At 61.9% G+C, this 21,043-nt stretch carries 15 protein-coding genes and 1 pseudogene; 14 read left to right on the plus strand and 2 right to left on the minus strand.

Annotated features, from left to right (window positions below):
• Positions 1-156: 156 nt before the first annotated feature.
• A pseudogene (locus AB3X86_RS36010) lies at positions 157-900 on the plus strand (CorA family divalent cation transporter); the annotation flags it as partial.
• A gap of 133 nt (positions 901-1,033) precedes the next feature.
• Here the strand turns inward: AB3X86_RS36010 and hmpA are convergent.
• A complete protein-coding gene (hmpA, locus tag AB3X86_RS36015) occupies positions 1,034-2,215 on the minus strand; it encodes an NO-inducible flavohemoprotein (RefSeq protein WP_368599637.1) in 1,182 nt (393 codons plus the stop codon).
• A gap of 138 nt (positions 2,216-2,353) precedes the next feature.
• On the opposite strand from hmpA, the gene norR reads away from it, so the two are divergent.
• The 9 genes from norR to AB3X86_RS36060 all read left to right on the plus strand — a co-directional run bounded on the left by norR (position 2,354) and on the right by AB3X86_RS36060 (position 13,867).
• Positions 2,354-3,949 carry a nitric oxide reductase transcriptional regulator NorR gene (gene norR / locus AB3X86_RS36020; protein ID WP_368599638.1) on the plus strand — a complete coding sequence of 532 codons (1,596 nt, stop codon included), beginning with the start codon at positions 2,354-2,356 and terminating at the stop codon, positions 3,947-3,949.
• 216 nt (positions 3,950-4,165) lie between these two features.
• Complete coding sequence (locus tag AB3X86_RS36025; RefSeq protein WP_368599639.1) at positions 4,166-5,008, plus strand: MaoC family dehydratase N-terminal domain-containing protein; 843 nt, start codon at positions 4,166-4,168, stop codon at positions 5,006-5,008.
• Between the two features lie 18 nt (positions 5,009-5,026).
• Entirely contained in the window at positions 5,027-6,190 is a 1,164-nt protein-coding gene (locus AB3X86_RS36030) for an acyl-CoA dehydrogenase family protein (protein ID WP_368599640.1), read from the plus strand.
• A 16-nt stretch (positions 6,191-6,206) separates the two neighbouring features.
• A complete protein-coding gene (locus tag AB3X86_RS36035) occupies positions 6,207-7,385 on the plus strand; it encodes a CaiB/BaiF CoA transferase family protein (protein WP_368599641.1) in 1,179 nt (392 codons plus the stop codon).
• A gap of 108 nt (positions 7,386-7,493) precedes the next feature.
• A complete protein-coding gene (locus AB3X86_RS36040) occupies positions 7,494-8,882 on the plus strand; it encodes an MmgE/PrpD family protein (protein WP_368599642.1) in 1,389 nt (462 codons plus the stop codon).
• Positions 8,879-9,697 carry a CoA ester lyase gene (locus AB3X86_RS36045; RefSeq protein WP_368599643.1) on the plus strand — a complete coding sequence of 273 codons (819 nt, stop codon included), beginning with the start codon at positions 8,879-8,881 and terminating at the stop codon, positions 9,695-9,697. Before AB3X86_RS36040 ends, AB3X86_RS36045 begins: the two co-directional genes overlap by 4 nt.
• 145 nt (positions 9,698-9,842) lie before the next feature.
• Positions 9,843-11,537: a glycoside hydrolase family 43 protein gene (locus AB3X86_RS36050; RefSeq protein WP_368599644.1), complete on the plus strand. Its 1,695-nt coding sequence runs from the start codon at positions 9,843-9,845 to the stop codon at positions 11,535-11,537.
• A gap of 48 nt (positions 11,538-11,585) precedes the next feature.
• Positions 11,586-12,884, plus strand: coding sequence for an MFS transporter (locus AB3X86_RS36055; protein WP_368599645.1), 1,299 nt, complete (start codon positions 11,586-11,588; stop codon positions 12,882-12,884).
• 65 nt (positions 12,885-12,949) lie between these two features.
• Positions 12,950-13,867, plus strand: a complete 918-nt coding sequence (locus AB3X86_RS36060; protein WP_368599653.1) for a LysR family transcriptional regulator — start codon at positions 12,950-12,952, stop codon at positions 13,865-13,867.
• 25 nt (positions 13,868-13,892) lie between these two features.
• On the opposite strand, the gene AB3X86_RS36065 is transcribed toward AB3X86_RS36060, so the two are convergent.
• A complete protein-coding gene (locus AB3X86_RS36065; RefSeq protein WP_368599646.1) occupies positions 13,893-15,179 on the minus strand; it encodes a diguanylate cyclase in 1,287 nt (428 codons plus the stop codon).
• Positions 15,180-15,654: 475 nt separating this feature from the next.
• On the opposite strand from AB3X86_RS36065, the gene AB3X86_RS36070 reads away from it, so the two are divergent.
• The 4 genes from AB3X86_RS36070 to AB3X86_RS36085 all read left to right on the plus strand — a co-directional run bounded on the left by AB3X86_RS36070 (position 15,655) and on the right by AB3X86_RS36085 (position 21,027).
• Positions 15,655-17,037, plus strand: a complete 1,383-nt coding sequence (locus AB3X86_RS36070; protein ID WP_368599647.1) for an MFS transporter — start codon at positions 15,655-15,657, stop codon at positions 17,035-17,037.
• A 114-nt stretch (positions 17,038-17,151) separates the two neighbouring features.
• Positions 17,152-18,063, plus strand: a complete 912-nt coding sequence (locus AB3X86_RS36075; protein ID WP_368599648.1) for a LysR family transcriptional regulator — start codon at positions 17,152-17,154, stop codon at positions 18,061-18,063.
• A gap of 179 nt (positions 18,064-18,242) precedes the next feature.
• Positions 18,243-19,742, plus strand: a complete 1,500-nt coding sequence (locus AB3X86_RS36080) for an aldehyde dehydrogenase family protein (RefSeq protein WP_368599649.1) — start codon at positions 18,243-18,245, stop codon at positions 19,740-19,742.
• A gap of 112 nt (positions 19,743-19,854) precedes the next feature.
• A complete protein-coding gene (locus AB3X86_RS36085) occupies positions 19,855-21,027 on the plus strand; it encodes an NAD(P)/FAD-dependent oxidoreductase (protein ID WP_368599650.1) in 1,173 nt (390 codons plus the stop codon).
• The last annotated feature ends 16 nt before the right edge of the window (positions 21,028-21,043 follow it).

Raw genomic sequence — 21,043 nt, forward strand, 5'->3', positions numbered from 1 at the left:
AACAGGACCGTGAAACGACTCCACGCCGATGATAGTGCGGATTGCCCGTGTGAAAGTAGGTAATCGTCAGGCTCCCCCAAAAGCCAGAAACCCCACCCGCAGCGGTGGGGTTTTTGCGTTTACGCGGCCGTCTTCGGCAGAGGTGACGTTCCGTGACAAGACGGCGCACTGCGCGCAGTCGTCAACGACGTCATGTTCAACCTCGAGTTCATCCCGTCCGAAATCGCGACACTGCCGATCTGCGCAAACAAGCGGCTCATCGTAACCGCGCGGCTAAACCCACTGCGGTCGACCGTTTGCGCGCGTCGGTACGGCAAGGGGAGGTATTCAGATCGCCTGCCGAGCTGCTCGTTCATCTGATGCGCGACCAGGCCGACCCGCTCGTGCAGATCGTGCGCCGAACCAGTGCCGGCGTCGATCGAATCGAGGACCGCTTCCTGTCGCAACGGCCGACGCAAAACCGCCTCGACCTCGGCGCGATGCGTCGCACGCTGACACGCCCGCAGCGGATGCTAGCACCCGAACCGGGCGCAATTTTCCGCTTGCTGGCGAGGCCAGCCTCGCTGGCTTAACGTGGAAGACGTGCAGGATCTGCGTGAATCGACGGAGGAGTTCTCGGTCGTGCTTTCGGACGTGGCCGGATTGATCGAGCGGGTTAGATTGCTGCAGGAAGAAATCGCCTCGCGTCTCGAGGAGCAGAACAACCGCACGCTATTCACGCTGACGCTCGTCACGGTGCTGGCGATGCCAATCAATATCATTGCCGGTTTCTTCGGCATGAACGTCGGTGGCATTCCGCTCGCCGAGAACAAGCATGGATTTTGGGTGATGGTGTTGCTGGTCGCCGGCTCTACCGGGCTGACAGGCTGGTGGGCATTTAGCCGCAGGAGGGAGCGCTAGAACGCACAGCAGACTCGGCCCGCTTCTTACGAGGCCAAACCCACCGGCGTGATTGAAACCAGAAGATGCCCGTCTTTGAATACGCTTCGCAACGATCCAAAGAGGGCAAGTACTCGTCGATTGCTCGAGTGCGTTATTCGAGCGCGGCAGCCGGCCCAAAGAACTCATAACGGCTCTGCGATTCCGGCACGCCGATCGCCTTCAGGCCTTTCTTGATCGCCTTCATGAACGCGATGGGCCCGAGGAAATACACGTCGACGTCACGCGTTTCCGGCAGCCACTTCTTCAGATTCGCTTCGTCGACGTAGCCGACTGCGTGCGCGTCGGCATCGCCGTCACGGCGCTGCTCGTAGCAATAGAAGCGCTTCAGTTGCGGGTGGCGCGCGGCCAATGCATCGATCGCGCCGCGGAACGCATGCACGCCACCATGACGGGCCGCGTGAATGAAATGCACCGGACGATTGGTCTTCAGCGCGGCTTGCAGCATCGCCATCGTCGGCGTGATACCGACGCCGCCGCTGATCAGCACCAACGGCTTGTCGCCGGGTTGCAGCGTAAATTCGCCGGCCGGCGGGAACAGATCGAGCGTGTCGTTTTCGTTGATCTGTTCGTGCAGATACTTCGATACCGTGCCACTCGGTTCACGCTTCACGCTGATGCGATATTCGTGGCCATCGCTCAATGCGGACAGCGAATAGTTGCGGCGCACTTCTTCGCCGTCGATCACCAGACGCACACCAATGTACTGACCCGGCTGAAACGCGAGCAATTCGCCGCCGTCATCGGGACGCAGATAGAACGACGTGATCTCGTCGCTTTCACGTACTTTGCGCGCGACGCGGAACAGCCGCGTGCCGCGCCAGCCGCCGGGCGCTGCTGCGCTTTCGGCGTAGATCTTCTCTTCGAGTCCGATCAACAGATCGGCGAGTTGCTGATACGCGGCGGCCCACGCTTCGACCACGGCGTCCGTTGCGACGTCCGCGCCGAGTACTTCGCGAATCGCACGCAGCAGGCACTTGCCGACGATCGGATAGTGCTCAGGCTGCACGTTCAACGACACGTGCTTGTTGATGATCTGCGCGACGAGCCCGCCCAGTTGCTCGAGCTGATCGATATGGCGCGCGTACATCAGCACGCCGTTCGCCAACGCGCGCGGTTGCATGCCGCTCGCCTGATTGGCTTGATTGAACATCGGGCGCACTTCCGGATGTTCGCTGAGCATCAGATTGTAGAAGTGCGTGGTGAGCGCCTCGCCGCCGCTTTCCAGGAGCGGCACGGTTGCTTTGATAATGGCGCGGTGTTCGGCGGATAGCATATTTTCAAGTCCTGATGAGAGTCTGTGTGAGCGTCTGTCTATCAGCGAGTGTCACAGCCGGTTTCGGCAGACTGCCTCTACTATCCACAAATCGTGCCAGGTATAAAATGCATTTAGATCAACGATCTGGCAAATAAGATGGTTCATTCGACACTAGTCGAAAAGACCCGGCCCGCAGTCGATTTGACTGCCGAGGCGGTCCTCGACGTTCTTACCCCGCTGATTCTCGACCTGTCGCGCGAGCTGTCGGAGCGCGAGCGTTATCGGCGGCTGCTCAGCGCGCTGCGCTCGCTGTTTCCTGGCGACGCGGCCGCATTGCTGCGCCTGGAAGGCGATACGCTGGTGCCGCTCGCGATCGACGGCTTGAGCAGCGATACGCTCGGGCGGCGTTTTCGCGTCGCCGAGCATCCGCGCTTTCAGGAGTTGCTGGCCCAGCCAGGGCCGACGCGCTTCGCGGCTGACTCCGATCTACCCGATCCCTACGATGGCCTCGTGCAAGGCATGGCAGCCGGGCATCTCGAAGTGCACGACTGTCTGGGGTGTCCGCTGTTCATCCGCGGCGAGCCTTGGGGGTTGCTCACGCTCGACGCACTCGACCCGGCGCGCTTCAACACGCTCGACATGGCTTCGCTGCAAGCATTTCTCGGCCTCGCGGCCGCGACCGTCAGCGTCGTCGAACGCATCGACGCGTTGGCGCGCAATGGCGAAGAGGCGCAGCGTCGCGCGGAAGCTTATCGGCTGGCGAGCAGCGAGAGCCGGCGCGAGCTGATCGGCAGCAGCGATGCGCACCGCCGTATGGTGAAGGAGATCGAGGTGGTGGCCGCCAGCGATCTGACCGTGCTCATCACCGGCGAGACCGGCGTCGGCAAGGAGTTGGTCGCGAACGCGATCCACGCGCTGTCGCCGCGCGCGAACAAGCCGCTGATCAGCCTGAACTGCGCGGCATTGCCCGATACGCTCGTCGAGAGCGAGCTGTTCGGGCACGTGCGCGGCGCGTTTTCGGGAGCGTCGGCGGATCGGCGCGGCAAGTTCGAACTCGCCGACGGCGGCACCATTTTCCTCGACGAGGTCGGTGAGTTGCCGCTCGCGGTGCAGGCGAAGCTGTTGCGCGTGCTGCAGAACGGCCAGTTGCAGCGCATCGGCTCGGACCACGAACACAGAGTCGACGTGCGGCTGATCGCCGCAACCAATCGCGATCTCGCCGAAGAAGTGCGCGCGGGCCGCTTTCGCGCCGACCTCTATCATCGCCTCAGCGTGTATCCGCTGCGCGTGCCGCCGTTGCGCGAGCGTGGCCGCGACGTGCTGCTGCTGGCGGGCTTCTTCCTCGAAGACAATCGCTCGCGGCTCGGTTTGCTGAGTCTGCGTCTTGCGGCCGACGCGCAGGCCGCGTTGCTGCACTACTCATGGCCCGGCAATGTGCGCGAACTCGAGCATCTGATCGGACGTAGTGCGCTGAAGGCGTTGGCGGCCAGTCGTGAGCGCCGCCGTATTCTGACGTTGACGGCCGCGGACTTCGCGTTGTCCGACGCACAGAATCAAAAAGCCAATCAAACAGCCACGCAGAGCGAGGAAAGCGAGACGAAAGACTTTCGCAGCGCGGTCACCGAGTTCGAACGCAATCTCGTTCTCGAGGCGCTGATCCGCAATAGGCAAAACTGGGCGGCGGTCGCGCGCGAGCTAGGGCTGGACCGGGCGAATCTGAACCGGCTGGCCAAACGGCTCGGGCTCAAATAAGCGAGCAGGTGAAGGAGCATCGTTGCAGCACGCAAATGCGACCAGGCGAGGCCACATCGGATCGCGCCGAAAACAGATTGTCAGCGCCGCGCGCTAGGCCTAACGTCTTAACCAAAGCCAAAGGCCCGCTTCGGAAAATCGAACTTCGCGGCACACAGCGCGTCGGTCATAGTGGGCCCTAACGAGGACCAACACACTAAACCAGGAGACTCCTCCATGTCCGCTGCCCCACAGAAGCTCGACGATTGGCTCAACAAGCAGGCGGTGGCCGAAGACGACATCACCGCGTTTCCGTTAGCGGCGCTCGCCGCCACGCTCGATCGCGAGGAAAGCGGCGACACTGTGCCGCCGTTGTGGCACTGGCTGTACTTTCTGCCGGTCGCACCGCTATCCGAAGTCGGTCCCGATGGACATCCGAAGCGTGGCGGTTTTCTGCCACCCGTGCCATTGCCGCGCCGCATGTGGGCGGGTGGCCGACTCACGTTTCATGCGCCGCTGAAGATCGGTGAGCATGCGCGGCGCACGTCGACGATCGCCAGTATCGAGGACAAGACCGGCCGCTCGGGCCGCCTCGTGTTCGTCACCGTGCAACATACGATCGAAGTCGATGGCGAGTTGAAGCTCGAAGAGGAGCACGACATCGTCTATCGCGACGCGCCGCAGGAGGGGGCGCGGCCGCAACAGCCGGCGCCCGCACCCGAGGGCGAAACGTGGCGCCGCAACATCGACGCCGATGCCGTGATGCTGTTCCGCTACTCGGCGCTGACTTTCAACGGCCATCGGATTCACTACGACCATCCCTATGTCACGCAAGTCGAAGGCTATCCGGGCCTCGTCGTGCATGGCCCGCTGATCGCGACGCTGCTCGTCGATCTCGTGCGCCGCGAACTGCTGCAAGCGACGCTGCAAAGCTTCGCGTTTCGCGCGCTTCGCCCGACCTTCGCGAATCAGCCGTTCACGGTATGCGGCAAGCCCGCCGCCGACGGCAAGACCATCGACCTGTGGGCGAAAGACCACGAAGGTTATCTGACCATGCGCGCGACCGCCGCGCTCGCCTGAATTCCACGGGACTCGACTATGCAAACCACGCAACACGATTCGTTCCAGGACATTCGAGAGGCCGTGCGCGATCTGTGTCAGCAGTTTTCCGGCGAGTACTTTCGCAAGATCGACGAGGCGCGCGGCTATCCGGAAGAGTTCGTCGACGCGCTGACGAAGGCCGGCTGGCTCGCCGCGCTGATTCCGCAGGACTTCGGCGGCTCGGGGCTCGGGCTCACGGAAGCGTCGGTGATCATGGAAGAGATCAATCGCGCGGGCGGCAACTCGGGCGCGTGCCACGGGCAGATGTACAACATGGGCACGCTGTTGCGGCACGGTTCGGAAGAACAGAAGCGCAAGTATCTGCCGCAGATCGCGAACGGCGACTTGCGTCTGCAATCGATGGGCGTGACCGAGCCGAGCACCGGCACCGATACGACGAAGATCAAGACCACCGCCGAACGGCGCGGTGACCGTTACGTGATCAACGGTCAGAAGGTGTGGATCTCGCGCGTGCAGCACTCGGACCTGATGATCCTGCTCGCGCGCACCACACCGCTCGCGGACGTGAAGAAGAAATCGGAGGGCATGTCGATCTTCATCGTCGATCTGCGCGAAGCGATCGGTCATGGCCTGACCGTGCAGCCCATTTTGAACATGGTCAATCACGAGACCAACGAACTCTTTTTCGACAACCTCGAAATCCCCGCCGAGAATCTGATCGGCGAGGAAGGGCAAGGCTTCAAATACATTCTCGATGGCCTCAACGCGGAGCGCACGCTGATCGCAGCGGAGTGCATCGGCGACGGTTACTGGTTCGTCGACAAAGTCACCGAGTACGCGAAGGAGCGCGTCGTGTTCGGCAGGCCGATAGGACAGAACCAGGGCGTGCAGTTTCCGATCGCGCGTTCGTTCATCAACGTCGAGGCAGCGAGCCTGATGCGCTTCGAAGCGGCACGTCGTTTCGACGCGCATCAACCGTGCGGCGCGCAAGCGAACATGGCGAAGCTACTCGCTGCGGACGCGTCGTGGGAAGCGGCCAATGCGTGCCTGCAATTTCACGGCGGTTTCGGCTTCGCGTGCGAATACGATGTCGAGCGAAAGTTTCGCGAAACGCGTCTGTATCAGGTCGCACCGATCTCGACCAATCTGATTCTCTCGTACGTGGCCGAGCATATCCTCGGGCTGCCGCGTTCGTTCTGACCCGCTGGCGGACATCATGAGATCACTCGACGGTATCAAGGTCATCACGCTCGAACACGCGATCGCCGCGCCGTTCTGCACGCGTCAACTGGCCGATCTCGGCGCGCGCGTGATCAAGATCGAACGGCCCGGCGTCGGCGATTTCGCGCGCGGCTATGACGAACGCGTGCATGGGCTGTCGTCGCACTTCGTGTGGACCAATCGCTCGAAAGAAAGTCTTTCGCTCGACCTGAAGCAGCCCGCGGCGGCGGAGATTCTCGATGCATTGGTTGCCGATGCCGACGTGCTCGTGCAGAACCTCGCACCGGGTGCGGCCGAACGGCTCGGCCTCGGCTACGACACGCTGAGCCAGAAGTATCCGAAGCTGATCGTCTGCGATATTTCCGGCTACGGCGCGGACGGTCCGTATCGCGACAAGAAGGCGTACGACCTGCTGATTCAAAGCGAGTCCGGCTTTTTGTCGATCACCGGCTCTCCAGGCGCGCCAGCGAAGGCGGGCTGCTCGATCGCGGATATCGCGGCTGGCATGTACGCTTATTCGAACATCCTGAGCGCGCTGTTGCAGCGGGGACGCACGGGGCGCGGTTGCCGTATCGACGTGTCGATGCTCGAGAGCATGGTCGAGTGGATGGGCTATCCGCTCTACTACGCGATCGACGGTCAGTCGCAGCCCGCGCTCGCGGGCGCCGCGCATGCAACGATCTATCCTTATGGCCCGTTTCCCGCTGGCGACGGCAAGACGGTCATGCTCGGCCTGCAGAACGAACGCGAATGGAAGCTGTTCTGCGAGCGCGTGCTCGAACAGCCTGAGCTAACAACCGACGAACGCTTCGCATCGAACTCGAAACGCACTGCGGCGCGCGATGCATTGCGCGAGGTGATCGTCGCGGCGTTCGCGAAGCTGAGTGCCGCGCAGGTGATCGAGCGACTCGATCAGGCAGGCATAGCGAACGCGCAGATGAATACGCTCGCGGACGTGTGGGCGCATCCGCAACTGAAAGCACGCGAGCGCTGGCAGGAAGTCGGCACGGCAGTGGGCACGATACCGGCATTGCGGCCTCCGGGTTTGCCTTCCGACATCGAGCCTCGGATGGACCCTGTACCTACGCTTGGTCAACACACCGAATCAATTCTGCGCGAGCTTGGTTACGACAATGCGCGCATCGACGCGCTGCGCGCGGCCGGCACGATCTGATTCAGTAAGCCTGTTTCGGTTCGCGCCCGCATGCATGTGATGCGGGATGACAAGCCGGTATTCCGAACGAACCCGATGCAACCTGGCATCACACGGCGCACGACACTCATGAACGACCATCCCAGTCTCACGCTCGCCACCTTCGCTGCGCAACTCGACTTCGACAGTATCCCGCACGAGGTCGTCGAGCGGACCGTCAACCTGTACGTCGATTGGCTCGGCTCGGCGCTTGCAGGCAAAGGCGCACGCCCCGTCGAGACGATCGCTCGGTTTGCGCGCGCGGCGGCCGGTGCGACGAACCAGGGCCTCTGCGAGGTACTGATCGATCGCGGCCGCACGACGCCGTATTTCGCCACGATGATCAACGGCGCGGCATCGCATTTCGCCGAACAGGACGACGTGCACAATGGCTCGGTGTTTCATCCTGCGACCGTGGTGTTTCCGGTTGCGCTCGCGTTGGCACAGGCAAAGCGAGCGTCGGGGCGCGACTTCATCACGGCGGCCGTGGCGGGATACGAGGTCGGCATTCGCATCGGCGAATTTCTCGGGCGCTCGCACTACAAGGTGTTTCACACCACGGGCACGGTCGGCACGCTCGCGGCGGCGGCAACTGCAGGACGATTGCTGGGCTTGGCGCCGTCGCAGATGCTCGATGCGTTCGGCTCGGCGGGCACACAGGCTAGCGGCTTGTGGGAATTTCTGCGCGACGCCGCCGACTCGAAGCAACTTCACACCGCGATGGCCGCCGCGAACGGCCTGATGGCCGCGCAACTCGCCGCCGACGGCTTCAAGGGTGCGACGCACATTCTCGAAGGCGCGCAGGGCATGGCCGCGGGCATGTCGAGCGATGCCGATCCGGCTCGCCTCGTCGATCGCCTTGGCAGCCGCTGGGCGACCGCGGAGACGTCGTTCAAATATCACGCGGCGTGCCGTCATACGCATCCGGCCGCCGATGCGCTGCTCGCTGTGGTGCGGGGGCATCGTCTCGCGCCGCGCGACATCGCGAAGGTCGTCGCGTACGTGCATCAAGGCGCGATCGATGTGCTCGGTCCCGTGATCGCGCCACGTACCGTGCATCAGGCCAAGTTCAACATGGGTACGGTGCTCGGGCTCGTCGCGCATCATGGCTATGCGGGCATGACCGAATTCGAGCAGGGTTTCGACGCGAGCGAAATCCTTGTGTTTCGCGACAAGGTCACGATGACGCTCGACGCTGAAGTGGACGCCGCCTATCCCGCGCGCTGGATAGGCAAGGTCACGGTGACCACGACCGACGGCCGTGTTTTCGATGGGCGTGTCGATGAACCGAAGGGCGATCCAGGGAACACGTTGTCGCGCGACGAGATTGCGATGAAGCTGCATCGGCTGGCGGCATTCTCGGGTGCGGCTAGTGAAGAGGAAGCGGCGCAACTGCTTCGCCGCGCGTGGGGTGTTGCCGAAGTGGCGCAGATTGGCCCGGTATTCGATGCAACTGCGCGCACGATGGTGGCGGCATGAGCGCGCTGCCCCGGTCATATCTGTTCGTGCCTGGGAATCGGCCTGAGCGGTTTGACAAGGCCTATGCGGCCGGCGCGGATGCGGTGATTCTCGATCTGGAAGACGCGGTGCAGCCGGATCAGAAAGTGCCTGCGCGCGCGGCGGTGGTGGCCGCGGTATCGGCTAACACATCGCGGGCCGTGTGGGTGCGTATCAATGGCTCGGATACGCCTTGGTTTTCAGATGACGTTGCTGCGCTCGTTGGTCAGAGCGGCGTCGCCGGAATCGTGCTGCCGAAGGCTGAGACGCGCGAACAGATCTGCGCGGTGCTGGCGAACGCGCATCCGGCGTTAAGCGTACTGCCGATTGTCGAGACTGCGCGCGGATTCGCGAATCTTGCGGAGCTATGTGGCGCGCCGCGCGTGCCGCGTCTCGTGTTCGGCACGCTGGATTTTCAGGTCGATCTCGGCATCGATGGGGATGGCGAGGAGTTGCATCTGTTTCGCTCGCAGATCGTGCTTGCGTCGAGGTTGGCCGGCATCGGTGCGCCGGTGGATGGCGTATCAACGGCCATTACCGATGCTGATGCGGTGCAAGCCGATGCACGGCGCGGGCGGCGGTTTGGTTTCGGCGGCAAGCTTTGCATACATCCGAAGCAGATCGAGGCGGTGCACCGCGCATATGCATGGAGTGACGCTGAGGTGGAGTGGGCGCGACGCGTGCTTGCGGCTGTCGAGGCGAGCCATGGCGGGGCAGTCGCCGTGGATGGAAAGATGGTCGATATGCCGGTGATCCTGCGGGCGCGGAGAGTTTTGAGCAACTCCGAGAGCTTCTGACAACGCCGTTTTCGTCGTGCCCTCATAGCAGGATTCTTACATCGCCTGCTGGTCATTCGGACGACGTACCGGTAAGCACCTGACCCAAGGGAATACCCTCCCATCATCGCACTTGAATAGTTAGCAGGTCACATGCTAGATTGAATTGTTATCGGTAACAATATTCGCCGAAAAGCAAAAAGATCTGTTCCTTTCAGCACGTCAGAAAAATACCTTCCCGATGAGTACAATTCAAAATCCAGTTCTGCGCGGCTTCAACCCGGACCCTTGTATATGCCGTGGCAAGGATGCGTGGTATATCGCGGTTTCAACGTTTGAATGGTATCCGGGCGTTCTCATTTACGAATCGAAAGACTTCGTCAATTGGGAACTCAAGGCCACGCCTCTGGACAGGTTATCGCAATTGAACCTGATCGGAGAGCAGCCGTCCGGAGGTATATGGGCGCCAGCCTTGTCCTATCATGACGGTCTTTACTGGCTCGTCTATACCGACACCAAGGCATGGAAAGGCGAGCAGAAGATTTCCCCGCTGCGCGACATGCATAACTACCTCGTGACCGCCCCGGACATTGCCGGACCCTGGTCGGAGCCCGTCCATCTCGTCTCTGGTGGATACGATCCATCCCTGTTCCACGACGAATCCGGCAGAAAGTGGCTCGCTTATATCCGGCGCGACTTCAGAGGAATCCACGAAGATCTTTTCGTCGGAATCGTTCTGCGGGAATACTCGGTGCAGGAGGAAAAGCTGATCGGTGAAGAGCGTGTCATTTATAAAGGCGCCAACCTGAAGACCGATTACTTCATGAAATGTCAGATATACGAGGCTCCCCATTTATTGAAGAGGGGGGACTGGTACTACTTGATCACGGCGGAGGGCGGCACAGGCTATACGCATGCAACGTGCGTATCCAGGTCCCGCGATATCTTCGGTCCATACGAGTTTCATCCTGACACGCCGATGCTCACGTCGCGCGACGCGAACGGACGGATCCAGCGGACCGGACACGGCAATCTGGTCGAGGGTCCGAACGGCCGGTGGTACATGACGTACCTCGGATCGAGACCAATCGATGCGCAAACGAAGCGCTCGCCGCTAGGCCGCGAGACCTGCATCGCCCCGATCGAATGGCATGCCGACTGGCCCCACCTCGCCACTGGCGGAGTGGTCCCCGCCGAATCTTTTGCGATCGACTCCGATATCGAGCAAAGGCTCGACAGCAGTTGGGCGATCGATTTCGGACAATGCGGCGCGCTGCCGCTGGAACTGCAGAGTCTGCGCATTCCCATTAGCGACGACTGGTGCAATCTTCACGACCGTCCGGGCTATCTGCGGATAAGGGGACAAGAGTCACCAACCTCGCGGTTCCATCAAAGCATGCTGGCCTGTCGAATCCGTGACTGGCAGTTCGAGGTCGAAACGGCGCTGGAATTTTCGCCCAAGTCATATCTGCACATGGCTGGGCTCATGGCGCGTTACGACGAAAACACCTTTTACTACCTGTTCGTCACGCGCGACGACGACGGCACGAAAATCCTGTCCTACATGGAAATGGATGCGGGCAGCTTCGCCTATAGCAATCGACTGGCGACGCTGCCCGAGTCCACCGGGATCGACCTGCGGATTCGCGTCGTAGACGCGAAACTGAGTTTCTTCTATCGCGTGGCACACGGTGACTGGAAGGACCTCGGACTGGCAAAGGATTTCACGAAACTCAGCGATGAATATGCCACCCCAATCGGCTTCACGGGGGCTTTCGCTGGTATCACCGCCAACGACATGCTGGGCTTTCGCGAACCTGCCGACTTCAAGTCGTTCTCATATCGCCAACTGACCGGCTAGAGCTCGAATTTCGCTTCACCGCTGTCGCTTAATAATAAGGAAGACTTCATGCGCTTTCGTTGGAGACATCGCTATCTCGTGCTGCTGATTCTGTTCGCGATCTATCTGCTCTGTTACATGGACAGAATGATCATGGCAGCGGCTATTCCATTTATTGCGTCGGAGTTTCATCTGTCGGCGATGGAAATGGGAGGAATCCTGAGTGCGTTCTTCTTCAGCTACGCGCTATGTCAGATTCCGGCCGGCCTGCTGGCAGACAGATTCGGCCCGCGGCTGATGACGACGATCGGCATCACGTGGTGGACGATTTTCACCGCGCTTACCGGACTGTGCAATTCGCTCGGCTTGATGGTGGTGGTGCGGGTCGCATTCGGCGTCGGCGAAGCGCTCTTTCCTCCGGCCGCGTTCAAGGCGCTGTCGGCGTGGTTCCCGAAGCGCGAATTGGGCCGGGCGACCGGGCTGATGATGACCACGAATGCGCTGGGACCCGCTCTGGCTCCGCTGTTCGTGGCGGCCGTGATGGCCGTATGGGGATGGCGCGCGATTTTCACGAGTCTGTTCATCCCCGGTATCGCGATGGCGATATTCGGCTGGATCTATATCAGAAACAACCCGAAGGACAGCAAGCACGTTTCGAATATCGAACTAGAGGAAATCGACACCCGCGAAAAGGCTTCATCTGCGTCCGCCGGCAAAGCGGATTTTGCTGGACTGGTGAAAACGCCGCTGGTCTGGTGGTGCTTTGTCACCTTGTTCGTATTCAGCATCGCTTCGTGGGGAATTATGAGCTGGTTCCCGACGTACCTGCTGAAAGCGCGCGGCCTTTCGACGGCCAAAATGGGCATTATGGCGTCGGTGCCATTTCTGGTCGGCACGATTGCCTATTGCATCACGGGCTTTCTCTCCGACAAGTTCTTCCGCAATCGTCGCGAATTGCTTGTCGTCCTCGGCTGCATCGTGGCCGCCATCTTTGCCTATCTGACGGCCCATGCGGAGACCGTGGAAACGGCGGTGTTCTATCAGACGATCGGCTATTTCTTCTCGACCATGGCCGGCTGTTCGTTGTACACGATCCCGAACGTCGCGCTGCCGAACAAGGTCGTCGGATCGGCAATCGGCTTTGTCAATGCAGCGGGTCAACTGGCAGGATTTCTTTCCCCGCTGATCGTCGGTTACATCCTGACCAGCACGAATGACGACTTCAATGTCGTGTTCCACCTTTTCGTCGGCTGCTTCTTGCTGGCTTCGGTTTCCGCATGGTTCATCAATACGAGGACGGATCGCAGCGACACCGTCACTCGGGCCGAGGGTGGAGAAGTGGCCGTGCGGAACCGGACAGCCGGATAAATGCCGCGACGGGGCTTGGGCCGGCGATAATGCCAGCTCAGTCACCTGCTTTGAATCGCGCGACCATGAAATCGATGATCGAAAATTTTTCGAGCGGCATCAGCGTGTTTGCGGCGGTAGTCGACGCCGGTACGTTCGCGGCTGCGTCGGAAGTGATCGGAATGTCGCCGCCCGGTGTGAGCCGGGCGATTGCAAGGCTGGAAAAGAGATTGAAGATCCGGCTCTTCAATCGAACTACGCGGTCCGTGTCCCTGACGGACGAGGGCCGCCGTTTTTACGAGCAGGTCATGCCGCACCTCGCAGGGCTGGAGGAAGCCGCCGTGGCCGCGGCTGGTGGCGCATCGGCGGTGCGGGGAAAGCTGCGGGTCAACCTCGATCCAGTGTGTTACCGGGCGATACTCGGGCAACGCCTCGACCATTTCATGGACGCGCATCCTGAGCTCGAAATCGAGTTCATCGCGCGCGACCATCTCGGCGATCTGGTTCTCGAGGGCTTTGATCTCGCGTTGCGGTTCGGCGAGCCGAGGACATCTTCCCTCGTCGCACGCAAGCTGCTCGACACGGCCGTGGTCACGGTGGCCGCACCGTCGTACATCGCACGACGTGGGCGCCCGGCAAAGCCGGAAGATCTCGAAGGCCCAAGCCACCGTTGCCTGGAATTCCGCAATTCGGAGACAGGCAAGCCGTTCCCCTGGGAGTTCCATCGCAAACGCAAGAAAACTGTGATTGCACCGCGCGGGCGATTGACGGTGAACGATCCTGGCGCGCTACTGAATGCGTGCCTCGCTGGCTCCGGTGTCGCGCAGATGCTTCTTTTCGGTGCCGAGCAACTGATTGCCGAAGGGCGGCTGATCAATCTCTTTCCCGACTGGCCTGACGAGCGCTATCCGCTGTACGCCTGCTATCCGTCACGCCATCACGTTCCGGCGAAGACGCGTGCCTTTCTGGAGTTCGTCGTCGAGTTGGCAAACGCTCACTCGTGAGCGGCCGTTACTCGAACAGCCTGCATTAACCAACCTCCACGCGGTTCCGCCCTCTGTCCTTGGCGCGATACAGCGCCAGGTCCGCGCGCTTGACGATGGCGTCGACGTCATCCTCACCAGGCTGGCGCTCGGTCACGCCGATGCTGACCGTAAATGGAATCGGCTTGCCGAGCCGCCACGGATGCTCGAAGTTCTGCTGCTCGATCGTCTGGCGCAAGTCTTCGGCCACGCTCGTCGCCTGTTCGATATCGAGGCCCGGCAGCGCGGCGACGAACTCCTCGCCGCCCCAGCGGGCAAACACGCCGATGCGCCAATCGGCGTTCATGACGACTTTGGCCATCACGCGCAGCACTTCGTCGCCAATGTCGTGTCCGTAACTGTCGTTGATCTTCTTGAAGTAATCGATATCGAGGAGAAAGATCGAAAGCTTGCTGTCCGACCCCAGCAGGTTCTCGACCGTGTCCGCGAATTCTCTTCGGTTGGGCAGGCCGGTCAGCTCGTCGGTCACGGCCTGCTTCTGCAGCAGATCCATCAATTGGACGCGATCGGCGATGTCGCGAATCACGGCGGTGAATTCGATCAGGCCGCCCACGTTGATCTTCGAGATCGCGATTTCGACGGGCAGCAGCGAGCCGTCGCGATGCAGCCCATAGACACGGTTGCGCTCGTCCATTTGCCGCGAGCGCACCGGAGAGCGGGCGAACTGATGGACGTATTGGGAGTGATTGGCGCGATAGCGCTCGGGCAGCAGTTCCGTGATGGGGTGCCCCACCATCTCCTCGACCGAATAGCCGAAAAGGTTTTCCGCAGCGCGATTGAAGAGAGTGATGCAGTGCTGCTGGTCGATCGTAATGATCGCGTCATAGGCGGCATCCACCACCGAGCGGAAACGCGACGTGCTGACTTCCAGTTCGTGCATCAACTCCATCTTTGCGGTGATCTCGAGACCCGTCACCATGATTTCGTTCACCGAGTTCGCGCCTCTGTTGTGCCGCAGCGGCTTCAACGACAGGCGCCACCAGTGGGTTCCGTCTCTCAGGTCATAAGCCTGCTCGAGTTCGCGGGCGACGCCGGATTCAAAGCATTCGCTGAGCTTCTGACGGAATTCGGTTCGTGCGTAATTGGGAATCAGCGTGTCGAATGACGCCGGGAACGATTTGATGCTGTTGCGCTTGCCGCCCGTCATTTGCATGAAATGGTCGTTGCAGGCGGAAACCACCAGCTGCCCCCTCTCATCGCGCGCGACGATCGCGACGCTTGCGGCGATTTCGTCGACGATCGTCCGCATCGTGCAGGACCAGTCATCAACCATTCTGCCTCCGAGAATCTACCTGAATGCCCCGTATGTTCTCCTGAACAGCACGCACGTCTACATTCAAATCATCCGGTGCGACCGGCTCCGAAGCTCGATATCGGGCCGCTTTGAAATGGGCATGGCCGGCCAACATGCGGGGGGAGTACATCGACAGAGTAGGCCGTAGTCCGATTTTTGGGAAGAATTTATTCCTGGAAATGAAGTACCAGACTCTGATGCGCTGCAGCCTTTCAGGTATGCAAATCGCTTCTTTTTCATCCCTTAATCAAACCGGAACACTCACCTCCAAAAAACCCAATTCCCACCCCACGTCGCCTGTCGCACTCTTGAAGCCAACGGCCCGCACGATCCAACCACGGCCGTTCAGCGCTCTGCCCCGAGCCGCCGCATCCAACGAAGGCAGCCTCGCAGAACTGTTCCGCGCACGCGAGCCTCTCGCCCGTGCACCGCCTAAAAATACAGGAGACACAATTTGCCCGCCCCCATTAACTCCGGCGCACGCCTCGACCGCCTGCCGATCAGCCGCTTTCACTGGAACATCCTCGGCCTGATCGGCGCAGGCGCTTTCCTCGACGCCTTCGACATCTACCTCGCCAACGGCGCGCTCGCGGCGATGGTCAAAACCGGCTTCACCGATCTGCGCCTCGGCTCGTTCTTCATCTCCGCGACCTTCATGGGCATGATGATCGGCGCGGGCCTGTCGGGCTATCTCGGCGACCGCTACGGCCGACGCTTTTCGTATCAAGCCAATCTCGCGGTCTTCGGCCTCGCATCGCTCGCCGCCTGCTTCGCGCCGGACATCTACTGGCTGATTCTGCTGCGCTTCATCATGGGCATCGGCCTAGGCGCCGAACTCGTGGTCGCCGCGGGCACGCTGTGCGAATTCGTGCCACCCGCCACGCGCGGCCGCTGGACCGCGTTGCTCGCGCTGATCATCAACTCCGGTCTGCTCGGCGCGACCGCGGTCGGCTATTGGGTGATTCCAAATCTCGGCTGGCGCTACATGTTCGCGATCGCTGGCGTCGGCGCGATGGTCGTGTGGTTCCTGCGGCATCGGATGCCGGAGTCGCCGCGCTGGCTGGAAACGGTTGGCCGGCTCGAAGAGGCGGAGGCCACCGTCGCGGCGATCGAGCGACAGGTCGAGGCGCGCGTCGGCAAGCTGCCGCCGGTCGCGCGCGTGGTCAGTCACGAGGTGCCGGCCGCGCCGTTCTCGGCGCTGTTCGCGCGCGGCATGATCGGCCGCACGCTGGTCGCCGCGCTGACCTGCATGGCGATCAACATGTCGTTGTACGGTTTCGTCGCGTGGCTGCCGACGTTCTTCGTCAAGGAAGGTCTGACCATCGTGCAGTCGCTCGGCTTCGTGCTGCTGATGTCGTTCGGCGCGCCGGCCGGTGCCGTGGTCGGTTATCTCGTGACGGACCGCCTCGGGCGGCGCAACGGCATCGTGCTGTTCTCGCTGGCAACGATCGTGCTCGGCTTCGTCTACGTGCAGATGCGCGCGCCGGTGCCGATCGCGGTCGTCGGCTTCGCGCTCGTCACGACGATCTACACGGTCTGCACGCTCGGCCTGTTCGGCTATATCCCCGAGCTGTTTCCGACCGCGCATCGCTTGCGCGGCACCGGCGTGGCCGGCACGTGCGGCCGCGCGGCGTCGATGTCGACACCGTATGTCGCGCTGCTGCTCTACACGCAGTTCGGCGTGACGGGTGTGCTGACGATGGTCGGTGGCGTGCTGTTGCTGCTGAGCATCGCGATTCTCACGCTGCGCATCGAAACGAGTCAGCAGACGCTCGAAGAGATCTCGCCCGATGCCGAGCTGATACCGCAAGCGGAGATGATGCAAGAGTCGGCATAGGCCGTACGCGCATGAAGGGAGGCCGTCGATTCGGATCTTTCCCCGGCTAAATTTTCACCACACCTGGTTAAGATGAAAGTCTGTCCTGCCCATGCTTCGCTAGCAGCTTTCATCATGCACTTCGATTTCGTCGATTTACGCCTGCTCATGCACATCGCCGACACGCGCAACCTCGCGCGTGCGGCGGAGCGTTCACACTTGTCGGCGCCGGCCGCCAGCAACCGGGTCAAGAATCTCGAGGAGCAGCTCGGCATCAAGCTGCTCTATCGAACCAGCCAGGGCGTGACGCCGACACCCGCGGGCGAGGCCTTCGTGCATCATGCGCGGCTCGTGCTCGAACGCGTCGAGCATCTGGCCGGCGATATGCAGGAGTACGGCGATGGCATCAAGGGCCACGTGCGCATCTGGGCCAACACGACCGCGATCAGCGAGTTCCTGCCGGCCGTGCTGAGCCGTTTTCTGCGCGATCACCCGGACGTGAACATCGATCTGCGCGAAGTGCTGAGCGGCGAGATCGTCAAGGGCGTCGCCGACAGCGCGACCGATATCGGCATCGTCGCGGGCAATGTGCATGCCGAGCATCTGCAGATGCTGCCGTATCGCGACGATCGGCTCGTGCTCGTGACCTCGTGCGAGCATCCGTTCGCGAGGCAGGCGTCGGTCGATTTCTCGCAGGTGCTGAACGCGAACTTCGTCAGCCTGCCGACGTCGAGCGCGATCCACGCATTCATCATGAGCGCCGCCGATGCGCTTGGCGCGCGTCTCAAGCTTCGCATCCAGGTCGGCAACTTCGAGGCCGCTTGCAGGATGATCGAGGCGGGTGTCGGAATCGGCATCGTGCCGGAATCGGTCGCGCTGCGGCACAGAAAGACGATGCAGATCGCGATCGTCGGCCTGAACGATCCGTGGGCCGAGCGTAAGCTGAAGATCTGCGTGCGCAGCCTGCAGGACTTGCCGCCGTTCGCGCGCGTGCTCGTCGACCGGTTGACGGCGGCGGCGGAGAGGGACGGCGCGACCGATGCTTGACGCTTGACGCGCGGGCTTCGCACACGCGTCTGGAGCTTGACCAAGTTTCCTTCTGGAAACAACGCTACCTTTTGTCAACCGGTATTTCACTCCCCAGGCACCTCCTTGCCGCCGTAAAAAGCCACGTGTATAGTTTCCGAACTTACTCTTGTTTCGCATCGGAAATTAAAGGGGTTCACATGGACGCGTCCACCATCCTTGCCGATCTCGGCATTGCCCACGCCGCACAAGCCGGCGATATCGCGGTTCATTCGCCGATCACCGGCGCGCTCATCGGCCGTGTGGCCAGCCAGACGGCGGCCGAGGTCGACGCGGCGCTCGCCCGGGCCAAAGACGCGTTCGCCGTATGGCGCAACGTGCCGGCGCCGCGCCGCGGCGAGCTGGTGCGGCTGCTCGGCAATCGGCTGCGTGAACAGAAGCACGCGCTCGGCAGCCTCGTTTCGCTGGAAACCGGCAAGATCCTGCAGGAAGGCATGGGTGAAGTGCAGGAAATGATCGACATCTGCGATTTCGCGGTCGGTCTGTCGCGCCAGCTGTACGGTTTGACGATCGCGTCCGAGCGCCCGGGGCATCGGATGGCGGAGTCGTGGCATCCGCTCGGCACCTGCGTCGTGATCTCCGCGTTCAATTTCCCGGTGGCGGTGTGGTCGTGGAATGCGGCGCTCGCGCTGGTGTGCGGCAACGCGGTGATCTGGAAGCCGTCGGAAAAGACGCCGCTGTCGGCGCTCGCGGTGAACAAGATTCTCGAAGATGCACTGAAGGAATTCGGCGATGCGCCGGCTGGCCTCGCGGCGCTGATCATCGGCGGCCGCGACGTCGGCGAAAAGCTCGTGGCCGATCCGCGCGCGTCGATCGTCAGCGCGACGGGCAGCACCGAAATGGGCCGCAAGGTCGGCGTCGAAGTGGCGAAGCGCTTCGGCCGCTCGCTACTCGAACTCGGCGGCAACAACGCGGGCATCGTCGCGCAGACGGCCGACCATGAACTCGCGATGCGCGGCATCCTGTTCTCGGCGGTCGGCACGGCCGGTCAGCGCTGCACGTCGCTGCGGCGTCTGTTCGTGCACGACAGCGTGTACGAAAAGACCGTCGAGCGTCTGAAGCAGCTGTATAGCCGCGTGCCGATCGGCAATCCGCTCGAAAAGGGTACGCTGATGGGGCCGCTGATCGACCGTCAATCGTTCGACCGCATGCAGGAAGCGCTGCAGCAGGCGAAGGCCGAGGGTGGCAAGGTGTTCGGCGGCGAGCGCGTGGAAGTGAAGGGTTATGAGGGCGGCTACTACGTGCGTCCGGCCATCGTCGAGATGCCGTCGCAAACGGCGGTCGTGCTAAAGGAAACTTTCGCGCCGATTCTATACGTGCTGCGCTATGCCGACTTCGCCGATGCGGTCGACGCGAACAATGCCGCGCATCATGGTCTGTCGTCGTGCGTGTTCACGAGCGACCTACGCGAAGCTGAGCGCTTCCTGTCCGCGTCGGGCAGCGACTGCGGCATCGCCAACGTCAACATCGGTCCGAGCGGCGCGGAGATCGGCGGGGCGTTTGGCGGCGAGAAGGAAACGGGCGGCGGCCGCGAGTCGGGTTCGGATGCGTGGAAGGCGTATATGCGTCGCGCGACCAATACCGTGAACTACTCGTCGGCGCTGCCGCTGGCGCAGGGTATCGACTTCAATCTCGACTGACGCGCGCAAGTGTGACGTCGCCGTCAGGCGTGCCACGGCCGCGCGTTGCAGATAGCAATCCGTTTGCGCCGCCCGGCGTTCCGGAGCGGCCACGTTACTCGTGGAGTAAGACGTGAGTTCGAAAGTCGTGATCGTCGGCGGTGGGGTGATCGGCAGTTCGATTGCGTATTTCTTGCGGCTGTCCGATCCGACAGTCGGCGTCACGGTGATCGAACGCGATCCGACCTATGCGCGTTCGTCGTCGGCCTTGTCGGCGGCGTCGATCCGGCAGCAATTTTCTACGCCGCTTTCCATTCAGATGTCGCTGTTCGGCATCGAGTTTCTGCGCTCGATCGGCGAGCGGCTGGAAGTCGACGGCACGCGGCCGTCGATCGATCTGCACGAAGGCGGCTACCTGTTTCTCGCGACATCGGCCGGTGAAGCGACGCTGCGCGAGAATCACGCGCTGCAAACAAGCCTCGGCGCGGATATCAGCCTGCTCGACACGCATGGCTTGCAAACGCGCTTCCCCTGGCTCAATACCGACGATCTCGTTGCCGGCGCTTTTGGCGAAAGCGGCGAGGGCTGGTTCGACGGCTACGGTCTCGTGCAGGCGCTGCGCAAGAAAGCGCAAGCGCTCGGCGCGCGCTATGTCGCGGCCGACGTCACCGCGCTGCATCGCGACGGCAGCCGTGTCACGCAGGTACGAACCGCGGACGGTGAGACCTATGCTTGCGATGTCGTCGTCAACGCGGCCGGCGCGTGGTCGCGCAAGATCGCGCAGATGATCGGCATCGACCTGCCGGTCTATGCGCGGCGGCGCAGTATCTTCAACGTCACGTCGCCGGCAAGGCTCGAACGCTGCCCGCTGCTGATCGATCCGAGCGGCGTGTACTTCCGGCCCGAAGGCAATTCGTATATCTGCGGCACGTCGCCATCGGCTGATAACGACCCCGACGATTTACCGCTCGACGAAGTCGATCACGCGCTATTCGACGACGTGATCTGGCCGACGCTCGCGAATCGCGTGCCGCAATTCGAGGCGCTACGCGTGCAGAACTGCTGGTCCGGCTATTACGAATACAACGTGCTCGATCAGAACGCGATCATTGGACATCATCCGGATGTCGAAAACTGCATCTTCGCGAACGGCTTCAGCGGCCACGGTTTGCAGCAAGGCCCGGCAACCGGACGCGGCATCAGCGAATTGATTCTGCATGGCCGCTATGCGACGCTCGACCTCGGTTCACTCAGCTTCGCGCGTGTGCTTGAAAACCGGCCGATCATCGAGAAGAACGTGGTGTAGCTAGCGCCCCTATATG

The sequence above is a fragment of the Paraburkholderia sp. BR14374 genome (genome assembly GCF_040948685.1).
GTDB lineage: Bacteria > Pseudomonadota > Gammaproteobacteria > Burkholderiales > Burkholderiaceae > Paraburkholderia > Paraburkholderia youngii.